The 13,311-nt window shown below is 61.9% G+C and carries 11 protein-coding genes; 6 read left to right on the top strand and 5 right to left on the bottom strand.

Annotation, left to right across the window (positions count from 1 at the left end):
• Positions 1-166: 166 nt before the first annotated feature.
• Together EAO80_RS18330 and EAO80_RS18325 are read right to left on the bottom strand one after the other, a co-directional pair.
• Positions 167-1,276, bottom strand: a complete 1,110-nt coding sequence (locus EAO80_RS18330) for a guanosine monophosphate reductase (RefSeq protein WP_122091269.1) — start codon at positions 1,274-1,276, stop codon at positions 167-169.
• A gap of 85 nt (positions 1,277-1,361) precedes the next feature.
• Positions 1,362-1,541 (bottom strand): hypothetical protein, encoded by a 180-nt coding sequence (locus EAO80_RS18325; protein ID WP_122091268.1) that lies wholly within the window; start codon positions 1,539-1,541, stop codon positions 1,362-1,364.
• 398 nt (positions 1,542-1,939) lie between these two features.
• On the opposite strand from EAO80_RS18325, the gene EAO80_RS18320 reads away from it, so the two are divergent.
• The 3 genes from EAO80_RS18320 to EAO80_RS18310 all read left to right on the top strand — a co-directional run bounded on the left by EAO80_RS18320 (position 1,940) and on the right by EAO80_RS18310 (position 6,398).
• A complete protein-coding gene (locus tag EAO80_RS18320) occupies positions 1,940-2,464 on the top strand; it encodes a (2Fe-2S)-binding protein (RefSeq protein WP_211330767.1) in 525 nt (174 codons plus the stop codon).
• Positions 2,461-4,899, top strand: coding sequence for a xanthine dehydrogenase family protein molybdopterin-binding subunit (locus EAO80_RS18315; RefSeq protein ID WP_122091267.1), 2,439 nt, complete (start codon positions 2,461-2,463; stop codon positions 4,897-4,899). Before EAO80_RS18320 ends, EAO80_RS18315 begins: the two co-directional genes overlap by 4 nt.
• Before the next feature lie 80 nt (positions 4,900-4,979).
• On the top strand, positions 4,980-6,398 hold the full coding sequence (locus tag EAO80_RS18310) for an amidohydrolase family protein (RefSeq protein WP_122091266.1): 1,419 nt from the start codon (positions 4,980-4,982) through the stop codon (positions 6,396-6,398).
• A 40-nt stretch (positions 6,399-6,438) separates the two neighbouring features.
• Here the strand turns inward: EAO80_RS18310 and EAO80_RS18305 are convergent, their stop codons facing one another.
• Together EAO80_RS18305 and EAO80_RS18300 are read right to left on the bottom strand one after the other, a co-directional pair.
• A complete protein-coding gene (locus tag EAO80_RS18305; RefSeq protein WP_122091265.1) occupies positions 6,439-7,809 on the bottom strand; it encodes a uracil-xanthine permease family protein in 1,371 nt (456 codons plus the stop codon).
• A gap of 425 nt (positions 7,810-8,234) precedes the next feature.
• Positions 8,235-9,053, bottom strand: a complete 819-nt coding sequence (locus EAO80_RS18300; protein WP_122091264.1) for an IclR family transcriptional regulator — start codon at positions 9,051-9,053, stop codon at positions 8,235-8,237.
• A gap of 150 nt (positions 9,054-9,203) precedes the next feature.
• On the opposite strand from EAO80_RS18300, the gene EAO80_RS18295 reads away from it, so the two are divergent.
• Together EAO80_RS18295 and EAO80_RS18290 are read left to right on the top strand one after the other, a co-directional pair.
• Positions 9,204-10,586 (top strand): dihydroorotase, encoded by a 1,383-nt coding sequence (locus EAO80_RS18295; protein ID WP_162994083.1) that lies wholly within the window; start codon positions 9,204-9,206, stop codon positions 10,584-10,586.
• 162 nt (positions 10,587-10,748) lie between these two features.
• Positions 10,749-11,168 (top strand): DUF3830 family protein, encoded by a 420-nt coding sequence (locus EAO80_RS18290; RefSeq protein ID WP_122091262.1) that lies wholly within the window; start codon positions 10,749-10,751, stop codon positions 11,166-11,168.
• A gap of 47 nt (positions 11,169-11,215) precedes the next feature.
• Here EAO80_RS18290 and EAO80_RS18285 read toward each other — a convergent pair whose 3' ends face one another.
• Positions 11,216-12,484, bottom strand: a complete 1,269-nt coding sequence (locus EAO80_RS18285) for a Zn-dependent hydrolase (RefSeq protein ID WP_122091261.1) — start codon at positions 12,482-12,484, stop codon at positions 11,216-11,218.
• Between the two features lie 251 nt (positions 12,485-12,735).
• On the opposite strand from EAO80_RS18285, the gene uraD reads away from it, so the two are divergent.
• Complete coding sequence (gene uraD / locus EAO80_RS18280; RefSeq protein ID WP_122091260.1) at positions 12,736-13,263, top strand: 2-oxo-4-hydroxy-4-carboxy-5-ureidoimidazoline decarboxylase; 528 nt, start codon at positions 12,736-12,738, stop codon at positions 13,261-13,263.
• The last annotated feature ends 48 nt before the right edge of the window (positions 13,264-13,311 follow it).

Below are 13,311 nucleotides of genomic sequence, written 5' to 3'. Positions count from 1 at the left end.
TCTCAGTTCGAAATAGGTCCGAAGTTCCGATCGGCCGATAGAGACCTCGCCCGAAGTACGCCGCTTCGACAATGGCTGTTCTCCTCGCCACGAGCCGAATCGTGTCTAACAGTTGTACGTCACCTCGTCCGTAGTGCTTTCTTTTGAGGGAGAGAGGGTTCTCGGCTCACTCGTCGTTTTCGGCGGTCGTTTCGAAAGCGGAATCGGGTGTCTGTGTTACCTCACTATCTGCGGTGATGCCTTCCCAGTCCTGATCGGCATGGAACCCTTCGCGTTCTTTCGCGCTTTGGGCGACCCGGATGAATTCGGCCGTTTCACGGGCCTTCGGGATCGTATGGCCGCCACAATAGGAAAGCCCTGAGCGGAGCCCGGCACAGAACTCCTCGGCCACAGCAGCGATTGGCCCTTTGTATGGAGAGAGGGCTTCGACTCCTTCGTCGGCACTGACGTCGTTCTGCTTGTCCTCACGGTCCTCCGCCGCTGCCGTGGTTGCCATCCCTCGGGACCGCTTGTACCGCGTTCCATCGACTTCGATGACCGCGCCAGGTACTTCCTCGGTACCGGCAAAGAGGCTCCCGAGCATCACGGTATCCGCCCCGGCCATCAGTGCCTTGACCGCATCGCCCGAGGTACGAATTCCACCGTCCGCACAGATAGTGACATCCAGATCCGCAGCCGCTGTTGCACAGTCATCGATGGCGGTCAGCTGGGGGACGCCGGCACCGGCGACCTTTCGGGTGGTGCAGTGAGAGCCGGGTCCGATACCGACTTTCACGCAGTCGGCACCGGCAGCAGCGAGGTCCTCGACGCCTGCAGGCGTCGCGACGTTGCCGGCAACGAGGTCCGTATCAGGGAACTCCACGGAGAGGGTTTCGACGGCGTCGAGCGTCCGTTCGAGATGTCCGTGCGCGACGTCAACGACGAGTGCGTCCACACCAGCGTCAACCACGGCACCGGAGCGTGCGACGTAATCTTCATCGATACCGATGGCGGCGCCGACTTGTTCGTCCGCGGTTTTCACTCGTGTGACCTGTGCGGCCTGTTCATCGGCGGTGAGGAACCGGTGGAGAACCCCGAATCCCCCGGCACGAGCGAGTTCGATCGCCAGGTCGGCTTCCGTAACGGTATCCATCGCGGCCGAGACGAGCGGCATATCCAGTTGCACAGTCGGGGTGAGTGTCGTCGAGAGATCGATGTCGGTCCGACTGTAAACAGATGACCGCTTCGGTACTAACAGGACATCGCCGTAACTCAAGCCGGTGCGCAAATCGTTCATTATCCCCAGTATGGAAACCGTTCCTGACGGATAAGCGTCTCGGATCTCTCGTATCGAGGTGACTATTGGGACGACGATGACACGGTCACGATACACTCAGTTCTCCGGTATCGTTTTCGGTGGTTCGAATCGGTTCAAGTCCCCTCCCGATGATCTCACCTTCGAGACCCGTTCCGTCCCGGTAGACCTGAACGGCGAGTACGTCCCCGGTATCGTAGCGCTGGAGGACGGTACAGTACCCCTGTCTTGCCTTATCTTCGCCCATTTCTGCGTCCGCAATCGTGGTTAGTAGAGGGGACGAGTATTTAGTAACGGGACGACCAAAGAGTAGTAGCGATGGCTACTGCGTTATATCAGATCTCTATGGCTGGACAGCTCTCGAACCGATAGGCCCACAGCGGATCTCGGAGATAGCCGGCAGTACCTCGTCCTGAAACGGCCCGTCGGACCCACCACCGTCTCGGCTCCGGGTCGTCGGTAGGCAGCTCCTTCGGCGTCAACGACCGCCATAACCGCGAGCGGGAGGCTCTCCTTGAGAGACCGTCCGATGTATCCGAGGATCCCAACCGTGGTGGAACGTCACGAATTCCTGACCGTGTATATCGATTTGTGAACCGACCGCCACATATATGTATTATCGTCGCACATGAACAGTCTATACCCATGGAAATAGACATTACGTTGAATGGGACACACCGAACGTTCGAAGCCGAACGTTCGGAGTCGCTTCTCGACGTCCTCCGACGCAACGGGTATACCGGTGCGAAACGCGGCTGTGATACGGGTAACTGTGGGTTCTGTACCGTAGCCGTCGACGACGAACCCGAACGCGCCTGTATCAAGCCGGTTGCTACCATCGACGGAGCGGACGTCGAAACGATCGAGAGTCTCGGCACCCAGGACGATCTCCACCCCATCCAAGCCGCGTTCGTGGACAACGCCGCCCTCCAGTGTGGGTTCTGTATCCCCGGGATGATCATGCAAACGCGAAGCCTCCTGCAGGCGACCCCCGATCCGACCGAGACCGAGATCCGCGAGGGGCTCTCCGAAAACCTCTGTCGGTGCACCGGCTACGAGAAGATCATCGACGCCGTGCAGGACGCCGCCGGTCGAATGAACGACGAGCGGACCGTCGCCACCGACGGTGGTGACGCGCCCTGTGAGCGGAGCGGAGGTGAGAACGAGTGAGTAGAACCGACGAGCCGCACGAGGACGACCAGCAACAGTCCTCGTCGGCCGAGACCGACCATCCCCTCGAATGGGCCGAAACGCCGAACAATAGAAAGGCAGAGAGCGATCGACGGGCCATTTCCAAACGCGAGGAGAAAACCGACGCCCGCAAGATCGTCACGGGCGAGTCGAAATACACCGCCGATTACGCGCAGAACTATCCCGATCTCGCCGAGGCGGCGGTCCTGCGCTCGGAGATCGCCCACGGGTACGTGACCGAAATCGATACGAGCGCCGCCGAGGCCATGGATGGCGTCCACGCGGTCATCACACCGGACTCCGAGACGGTGCCCGATGCGGTGTACACCTCCGCGGGACAGTCGTATCCCGAACCGAGCCCGTGGGATCTGCACGTACTCCGGCGGACGGTGCGTTTCGTCGGCGATCCGATCGCCGCCGTCGCCGCCGAGAACGGCGATATCGCCGACAGAGCCATCAGGACGATCGACGTCACGTACGACGAGTTGGACGCCGTTTTCGATCCCGAAGATGCGATGAAGCCTGACGCGCCGCGGATACACGATCCCGACCGGGTGGAGAACGCCCAGCCGGGTGCGGACTACGAACGAAACGTCGAGGCTCACACTGAAGGCGAGATCGGCGACGTCGATGCGGCGTTCGAGGAGGCCGAAACCCGCGAGGATTGGGTCGTCACCGAAACCGAGTGGGAAACACCGTACCAATCCCACTGCGTGCCCGAGCCGCACACGACCATCGCCCACCGCGACGAGGACAACCGGTTTCACCTCGTCACGAGCACGCAGGTGCCGTACCACACGCGCCGGCAGCTCGCGCACCTGTTCGACGTTCCGATTCGAGACGTCCGGGTAACGAAACCGCGGATCGGCGCCGGGTTCGGCTCCAAGCAGTCGATGCTGATCGAACCCATCACGGTGGCGTTGATGCTCGCGGCCGACCGGCCCGTGAAACTGGAGGCCACGCGCCGAGAGGAGTTCTACGCGATGCGCTCGCGGCGTCCCGCCCGCATCCGTCTGCGAAGCGTCGTCACCGACGAGGGCGACATCGAGGCACTCGACATGTCGGCGATCACGAACTCCGGTGCGTACGGTCCCCATGGACTGACGGTAACCGGTTCGATCGCGACGAAACCGCTGCCGCTGTACACGCACACGCCGAACATCCGATTCGAGATGAAAGCCGTGCACACGAACCTCCCGATCGGGGGTGCGATACGCGGCTACGGGGCTCCCCAAGGCCATTTCGCGCTCGAAGGGCACATGGACGAAGTCGCCCACGAACTGGGAATGGACCCCCTCGAACTCCGCTCGCGAAACCACATCCAGAAAGGAGATCTCGACACCGCGTCGGGTGTCACGACGAACGGCGAACACGTCCGCCGGATTCGCTCGTGCGGTCTCGACGAGTGCATCGCCCGCGGGAAGGCCGCCATCGGCTGGGACGACGTCAAACAGCCCGACGAGGAGCACCTCCATCGGGCCTGCGGCGTCGCCCTCACCGCACAGAAAAGCGGCGTCGCCGGCGACGAACTCGGCGCCGCACACATCAAGATGAACGAGGACGGCTCGTTCATCCTCCAGACCGGGGCCGTCGATATCGGGCCGGGAGCCGACACCGCGATGGCCCAGATCACCGCCGAAGTGCTCGGAGTCGAACCAGAAGACGTCCTCGTTCAGCCATCGGACACCGATATCTCGCCGTTCGATTACGGTGCGTACGCCTCCTCGACGACGTACGTCACCGGGAGCGCGGTCAAGAAGGCCGCCGAGGACGCACGCGACCAACTGCTCGAGTTCGCCTCGCGGATGCTCGACGAATCGGCGGAGGCGCTCGAAACGCGCGACGGAGCGGTGCTCTCCGAACGGACGGGCGAGTCGGTCACGATGGAGGAGATCGGCTACGAGTCGATCTACGGCGACGAACTGCGTGCACAGGTGATGGGACAGGCGAGCTTCTCGACGGACGAATCGCCGCCGCCCTTCGGCGCGCAGTTCGCGGACGTGACCGTGGACGAGGAAACCGGCGAGTTCGAGATCCACGAACTCGTCTTCGCGGTCGACTGCGGCGTCGCGATCAATCCGGACCTCGCCGAGGGACAAGTCGACGGCGCGATGCACATGAGCTACGAGCTGGCTACCTCCGCGGGCCTCTCGTTTGACGAGGACGGCACGCCCGAGACGCTCGGCTTTCGCGACTACGGAATGCCGACGACGGCCGATCAGCCCCCCCTCGAATCGATCCTCGTCGAAACCCACGAGCCGACGGGACCGTTCGGCGCGAAGTCCGTCGCCGAGATCCCCGTTAACGCCGTTCCTCCGGCGTTGAGTAACGCGATTCGTCGGGCGGTCGGGGTTCGGATCAGCGAGCTGCCGATCACCGCCGAGAAGATACGGGCGAAACTCGACGAGAACTGACCGGCGCGCCGTGACTCTCCTCTTACAGTCGAAACGAGTTTAGCGCGGTCGACCGAACCGATGGGAGTACCATCGACATCATGACCGATACGCTACTAACCAACGGGACGATCGTCACGCAGGACGAGAACAGACGGATCATTACCGACGGCGCGGTTGCGATCACCGGCAACCGGATCTCCGACGTCGGTCCGGCCGATCGACTCGAGGCCGACACGTCGCCGGCTCGAACGCTCGACATCGATGGCCGAGTCGTGATACCGGGGCTGATCAACGCGCATACGCACGTCTCCGATATCCTTCTGCGAGGGGCGTTCACACAGGATCGGGGCCTGTACGACTGGTTGTTCAACGTGAAACAACCCGCACTCTTCGAGATGGGTCCCGAAGAGCACGCGCTCGCGGCGCGGTTGTACTGTATCGAGGCGTTACGGTCGGGAACGACGACGTTCGTCGAGAACGACACGGCGCTCGACTGGACGGACCTCGAGCCGACCCGACGCAAGCTCGACGTATACGACGAGATGGGTGTTCGGAACGTCTACGGCGCCGGTATCAGGGACCTCGCGCCGGACGAAGGGTTCGAACAACTGTTCGAGGACGTCACTGCGCGTGATCCCGATGTCCCCCATCCGGGTCCCGACGCGCTCGTCGTCGAGACCGACGACGCCCTCGAGGACACCGTGGCTCTCATCGAGGAGTTTCACGACCCTGCGGGCAGACAATCGGTCTGGCCGGCGCCCGCAACGCTCGCGACGACCACGGCGGACGCTCTCCGGGGCGCGTATCGGCTCGCCGAGCGGTACGACGTGATGACGACCACCCACGTCGCGGAGGCGAAAGCCGAGGTGCGCGAGCGCGGCGCGCTCTCGAGCATCGAGTATCTCCGCAACATCGGCTGTCTCGGCGACCGCGCACTGCTCGGTCACTGCGTCCAGACTGACGCCCGCGACGTCCGACTGCTCGCACGGTCCGGAACGGCGGTCGTGCACAACTACCGGGCGAACATGCGGCTGGCGACCGGGTTCGCACCGGTCGTCTCGATGCTCGACAAGGGCGTACTGACGGCGATCGGGACGGACAACTCGATCCTGAACGACACCGTCAACCCCCTTTCTGACGCCGGTGGCGTCGCGACGGCACACAAGGGCTTCCATCGGGACCCCGGTGTCGTTCCCGCCCAACGGGCGTTCGATATGGTGACCCGCGATGCCGCTACGGCTATCGGACGCGCCGATACTCTCGGTTCGATAGAGTCGGGCAAGCAGGCCGATATTGCCGTCTTGGATCTCGACGAACCACATCTCACCCCGTCGCCGGATCCCGTCCACGCGCTCGTCTACGGCACCCGGGGCTCCGAAGTGGAAACCGTCCTCTGTGCGGGAACTGTTGTCATGGAGGATCGCGAGATCACCGGGATCGACGGGGAACTGCCCGCGGTTCTTGCGGCGGCCACGGCGGCCGCCGAGGACCTCGTCGGGAGAGCGAACATCGCATAGCGGATCCCCTTTCGAGGGAGCTTCGCGAGGGGCTCACGGATCAGTCGTCGTCGACGGGCTCGGAGAGCGGCGGGACGCGCTCGGGTGCATCGAACAGGGGACTCGAGTGGCCCGGAACGAACGTGTTCAACAGCAGTGCAGCCAGACCGGTCATGATCACCGGCTCGCCGAAAAAGGTCCCCACGCCGGCAGGCAGCTCGGCGAGTGCCTCAGGCACAGTCGCGACACCCAGTCCGAGGCCGAGCGCGGTCGCGACGATGACCATGTTCCGGCGGTTCATCTCGACGTTCAAGAACAGCAACCGCATTCCGCTCGCGGCCACCATCCCCACCATGACCAGCACTGCGCCCCCGAAGACGGCGGTGGGAATGGTCGTTACGATCGCCCCGATCTTCGGAACGAGCCCGAGCACGACGAGGATGACGCCGCCGATCCCGACGATGTGTCGGCTCATGATCCCGGTGAAGTTGATGATACCGACGTTCTGTGAGAAGGAGGTCTGGGGAAACGATCCGAAGACGGCGCCGATCGCGCTGATGAACCCATCGGCGAAGATCCCACCGCGAAACTCGTCCGCAGTCGGGTTTCGTCCTTCCGCCGCGGTGATCCCGGACATATCGCCGATCGTTTCCATCCCCGAGACGAAAAACAGGAACGCGAACGTAACCAGTGGAATCGGCTCGAAGCTGAATCCGAACTCACCCGGCGTTGGGATCGTGATCCACGCCGCATCGGCGACCGGCATGAAATCGACCAGCCCGAGTGCGATCGCAGCGACGTAGCCGACGCTGATACCGATGAGAATACTCATCATTCGCCAAACCCCCTTTAGAAGCAGGTTGAACGCGACGGTGATTCCCAGCACCAACGCGGCGAGCGCGAGGTTATACGGCGCGCCGAAACCGGCCGAGTCCACACCACCCGCGGCGTACTCCATTCCAACGGGGATGAGATAGAGTCCGATGATGACCACGATCAGCCCCGTGACCAGCGGTGGGAAGAACGATTGGAGCCGATTGAACTGCCACCCGAGCAGGAAAGGGACGACGGTCGCCGCGACGACGATCGACCCGAAGACGACGTCGAGACCGGAACTCGCGCCGATAGAACTCATCGCTCCCACGAAGGCGAAGCTCGTTCCCATGACGATCGGGAGCCTCGCACCGACCGGGCCGACGGTGTACGCTTGTACCACGGTCGCGATTCCGGCGAACAGGATCACCATCTGGACCAAATACGTCGTATCGCCAGCGCCCAGTCCCGCGGCCCCCGCGACGATGAACGCGACCGCGGTCGAGGGGACGATCATGACGGACACGTGTTGTAATGCGAGGAGAATTGATTTCGGTAATGGTGGTTTTTCGTCGAGACCGTATTCTAAATTGATCTCTTTTCCGCGTTCATTGGACATTTTCCAATCGGGAGATACGTATGCACCCTGTTAAACCTTTGCATCATTCTGTTTCCGGGAATTCGACCAACGGAGAGCGGTGGACTGACCGCAGATGATAGTACGGTCAGGACATCGTTCGATATATACAAACACGATTGCGCCACCCGGTGCGGTTTTCTCGTCAGTCGATCCCCCGAGAACGCTCATGGGATTTAGTTACGCTCGTACTGTTGTAATCCGACTCGTCCCGAATAACTGAGTATACACCAACTATAGGTCTATCTTTACGAATATCTGGGCTTGGGATGACAGCAGAAGTGGATAGTAACGTATTACGTACCGCCCGGAGCTGTACGTGATTGCCGTGACCATTCTCGTACCGTTTTCGGGCGATATCGTATGAGACGTGAGCAAAGACCATACAATGGGTCGGACGCCGATACTCAGTTCTCGTCTTCGATTATCTCCGAACTCCTCGTGGACATATTCACGTTCACCTCGATGACGTTCGCCGTGTTGACCACCAGGTCGACGATCTCCTGGTACTCGGACTCGTCGCCGAACACGCTTTTCGGACCGGAAACGCTTATCGAGCCAAGCACCGCTTCGTCGCGGGACCTGATCGGAGCGCCGATAGCTCGGAACCCCTCGATTTCCTCCTCGTCGTTGTGCGAGTAGCCCTGTTCGCGTATCTCGTCCAACTCTTCGAACAAGCGTTCCCGATGGGTTATCGTTCGGTCGGTACGAGCGGGGAGCCCATGGCGGCCGATGATCTCTTCGGCCCGCTCGTGGGGGAGGTACGCGAGGATTGCCTTCCCGGAAGCGGTGATATGGAGGTAATCTCGCTGCTGGAACTTGGCCGTTTGATAGTCCTCCCCGACTGCTCGGTCCCCCTTCGATTTGTACAGGTTATGACCGCGCCCGTTTTCAGCCACGACTAGGTGTGCGTACTGGCCCGTTTCCGCTGCCAAACCGTCTATTTCGGATTTGCCGATCGTATACAGGAGGCTCTGATTGCGCACGTACTCGCCGAAAATCAGCATCTCGTACGATAGCCGATAGTCGTCATCGGCTTTCGTAACGAGACCGCCTTTCTCGAGCGATTTGAGATAGGTGTACGTCGTGCTCTTCGATTCGTCGAGGTGGTCCGCGAGTTCCGTCACCCCCGCTCCATCGAGACGCATGAGCGCACGCGTGATCTCGATCGCGTTGAGCACTGTGGTCAACGTCCGTGGATCGGATTTCGTACCGGTGGGCGGCATAGAGCCGTCTCCGAACCCGACTCACTTCAATAGTTCGTTGTTGTTCAATATATACAAATACGTTCGCGTTTCGTTCCGGTGTTCTCGCCCCATCATTAGTATTCCGGTGGAGCACAACCAATTATATAGCCGTGTGCGGAAACGCGAGTGATGGCCATCGACACGGTGATTAGCGGAGGAACACTTGTTACCACCCGGACGACCCGTGCGGCTGATATCGCAATAGACGACGGAACGATCGTCAGTATCGGAGCCGGACACGCCATGCCGGACGCCGAACAAACCGTCGACGCATCCGGTCTTCTCGTACTACCGGGGGTCGTCGATCCACACGTCCATATCGACGACCACGTCTCGCTCGATACGTACGAAAGAGCGACGAGCGCAGCCGCATTGGGCGGCGTAACGACGGTTATCGACTTCGCCTGGCAGTCCTACGTCACCGACGAGAGCCCCTGGGACGAGGAAAGGACGCTCCACGACGGTGTCGAGCGAAAGCGTGGGAAGGGCGAGGGTGCGCTCGTCGATTTCGGGTTGCACGGCGGGATCCTCCGCGAGGATCCGGCGCTGTTCGACGAGTTAGCGTCCCTCGTCGAGTCGGGGATCACCTCGTTCAAGATGTACACCACCTACGAGTTCGGGCTCTCGAACGGGTTCATCCGTGCAGTGCTCGAACGGCTTGGAGAGCTGGATGCGGTCGGCGTCGCCCACACGGAGGACGACAGCGTCTGCGAATCGCTGACTGCCGAATTCCGGGCTGCGGACCGGGACGATCCGACGTGGCTTCCCGCTGCCCGGCCCGATTATGCGGAGGCGATGGCGGCGGACGACGTCGCCAGGCTCGCACGGGAAACCGGCACGAAGTACTACGGCATTCACACCTCCTGTCGGAAGGCAGCAGACGCCCTCGCCCGATACCAAGACGACGGTAGTCACGTTCGTGGCGAGACCTGTACGCACTATACGACCCTGACCGATGAGGTATACGAGGAGCTGGGGACCCTTCCGAAGATCGCGCCGCCGATCCGCACCGGTGACGATACCGACGCGATGTTCGAACACCTCAGAAAGGGCGCGCTGAGCGTCGTTTCGACGGATCACGTCGCACAAACCCGCGACCGGAAGGAGAACAGCGAGTGGTGGGAGGACCCCTTCGGTGCGAACGGTTTGCAGACGAGTCTGCCGGTGTTTCACGACGAGGCCGTGAACGAGCGCGGGTTGTCGTACCCGTTCCTCGTCCGCGTGATGTGTGCGAACCCGGCACAGACGTTCGGCCTCCCACAGAAAGGGACCCTCGAACCGGGAACCGACGCGGATATCGTGCTGTTCGATCCGGACGAAACGTACACGATCTCGGCGCGAGACAACGCCTCAATCGCCGACTACACGATCTACGAGGGTCGCGAGGTCACCGGGAGGGTAAAGCGGACGTATCTCCGGGGAGAACCCGTTGCCGACGACGGAGTCGTCGTCGGCGAGGCCGGTCGCGGCGAGTTCGTTCCCCGCGAGTGCCCCGTTTGGGACGATAACTAACGATTGCGATCAGGAATCGGGGCGACCAGTCAATAGCGGTTCGGCAGAGGCATGGGAAGCGGTTCAATGCCACGGTATGTACCGCTGCCCTATCACATTCGGGGAGCCGAAAGAGATAATTGCCAGCGCTCTCGACTGTGAGGCGGCCATACGCCAGTACCAATGAGCGCACTAGAATTCGAGATCGAAGAGCGGTCGTTTACGGCGGAACTGCACGAGGACGCGGCACCCGAATCGGTTGCTGCCGTGAAGGAGTTCCTTCCCCTGCAGTCGGAGTTGATGCACGTCCGTTGGAGTGGTCACGCGACATGGATCAACATCGACGAGATCGAGCTGCCTGAGCTGCCACGGGAGAACCACACGGTGTATCCCTCCTACGGGGACATCCTCCTCTACCCCGGCTACAGGAACGAACAGGAGATCCTCGTTCCGTGCGGGTCGACCTGTTTCAAGAGCCCGGCGGGCGAACTCGCCGGTAACCACGTCGCGACGCTTGAAGCACCGCGCGAGGAACTCCGTGAGATGGAACAGGAGACGCTTCGAACCGGACTGAAGGACGTAACGATCCGCCTGCAGGAGTAGGTCGGTCGGCGCTTCTCCACGTACCTCTCATGTCGTCGGTCGCGAACTCACGCGCTCGCCAGATCGTAGAGCGCCTCCGCGAGCACCCGCGTCGCGGTGGCACAGTCGCTCCAGTCGGTCCACTCGGCCGCGCTGTGTGAATACCCGCCCTTCGACGGGGCGAAAACGAGGCCTCCATCGGTCGCTTTTGCGACGTGCATCGTATCGTGTCCGGCCCCGGAATGCAGATCTACAGTGTCGACACCCGTCCGCGTGGCCGCACCGTGAAGGGCCGTGATACAGCGTTCGCTCATTGAGGTGGGTTCGATATCGTACGGGCGGCTGAACGACGTCTCGACGCCGCGTTCGTCCTCCAACCGTCCCAAGCAGCGCCGAATGCTCGCGACGATCCGCTCCATGGAGTCGTACTCGACGTCGCGGATGTCGACCCCGAGATGGACCGAACCGGGGATGACGTTGATCGAGCCCGGTTCGACGTCGAACTGGCCGACGGTTCCGACGGCGGTCTCGCTGTCCGTTTCGACGATCCCGTTCGTTACCGACTCGATTTCGAGCGCCAGTTCGCTCGCCGCAGTCAACGCATCGGTCCGAGAGGTCATCGACGTGGTTCCGGCGTGGTCCGCCTCGCCGATAACATCGATATGACAGCGGATCGTCCCGGTGATATGTGTCACGATACCGGCGGAAGCGCCGACGTCCTCCAATCGAGTCCCCTGTTCGACGTGGAGTTCGAGCCACGAGTCCCACGCCGTGGCGTCCAGACGTCCCTCGCCCCGGAATCCGATCCGTTCCAACGCTTCGGCAAGCGCTACGCCGTCGTCGTCGCTTGTTGCGAGCGCGTCCGCTACGCCGGTCGCACCGATCGCGACTGAGGAGCCGAGCACGCCGTCGGAAAACCGTCCGCCCTCCTCCTCTGTGAACGAGACGATTTCGATCGGACGATCGGGGGAGAGCGCGGCGTCTTGCATGGCGCGGATCGACTCGAGGCCCGCATAGACGCCGAGTACGCCGTCGAAGATCCCCCCGGAAATGACTGAGTCGAGATGACTGCCGGTCGCAACCGCACTCGCGGCTGGGTTGACACCCTCCGGTACCCACCGGCCGGTGATGTTGCCAACCGCGTCGATGGCCACGTCTAGACCGCGCTCGGCGAGTGCCTTGACGAGGTACTCTCGGGCATGTCTGTTGGCGTCCGTTCCGGTCAGGACCGTTCGACAGTGCCCCTCTTCGCCGGTCACCGACCCGAACTCGGCAGTCTGCGTGATGTCCGTTCGGAGCCTATCCTCGTCGATATGCCGGTGGAGTTGCTGATCCATTCGTCTTGTATGATACGGTACCACACGTTTTCTTTTGAAGCTATCGGAACCACTCATCCGACGGCGGAGAACCGACCAGCCAGCCCCGCATGAAGACAGCCGACCGTCGATCGTCGCGGCTATCAGGACGGTAGACGACAGTAACGACGGTTACAAGGAATGACCGACGGCTGTGACGTATCGTCCGTCGTTCTTGACGGGTCCCATCTAAGGAAAAGTTTAAGTACTGAGTGTACCCCATCTGAGACGCGATGACGCGACTCACGGTTGAGGACCTGAATCAGTCCGACGAAGAACAGTTCGTGGACGCCCTCGGTGGCGTGTACGAGGAATCGCCGTGGGTAGCTACGCGAGCCTGGTCGGAACGGCCGTTCTCCTCCATCGACGACCTGCAGCGGACCATGGCGGACGTCGTTCGCAACGCCTCACGGGACGAACGGCTGGAGCTATTGCGGGCCCATCCCGATCTCGGCGAGCGTACGGAGATGACCGACGAGTCCCGAGAGGAACAGGCCTCCGCCGGACTCGATCAGCTGAGTCCCGACCAGTACGAAACGTTTCACCGTCTGAACGAGACCTACCGGGAGACGTTCGGGTTCCCGTTCATCATGGCGGTGAAAGACGAATCCGTCGATGCGATCCAGCGGGCCATGGAAGACCGGATCGAGCACTCCCGGTCCGAGGAGTTCCGGACCGCCTTGGACGAGGTCAACGCCATCGCAGAACTTCGACTCGATGAGCTAACGGCATCGCGCGACGGGAGACAGGAGCGACACTGATGACGACCGAACCACTGAGCACGACCACCGAAGAACAGCGACACAAAC

This window comes from Halalkalicoccus subterraneus, assembly GCF_003697815.1.
Taxonomy (GTDB): domain Archaea; phylum Halobacteriota; class Halobacteria; order Halobacteriales; family Halalkalicoccaceae; genus Halalkalicoccus; species Halalkalicoccus subterraneus.
Note: the sequence above shows the minus strand (reverse complement) of the source record. Positions and strands in the feature narration are given on the sequence as shown.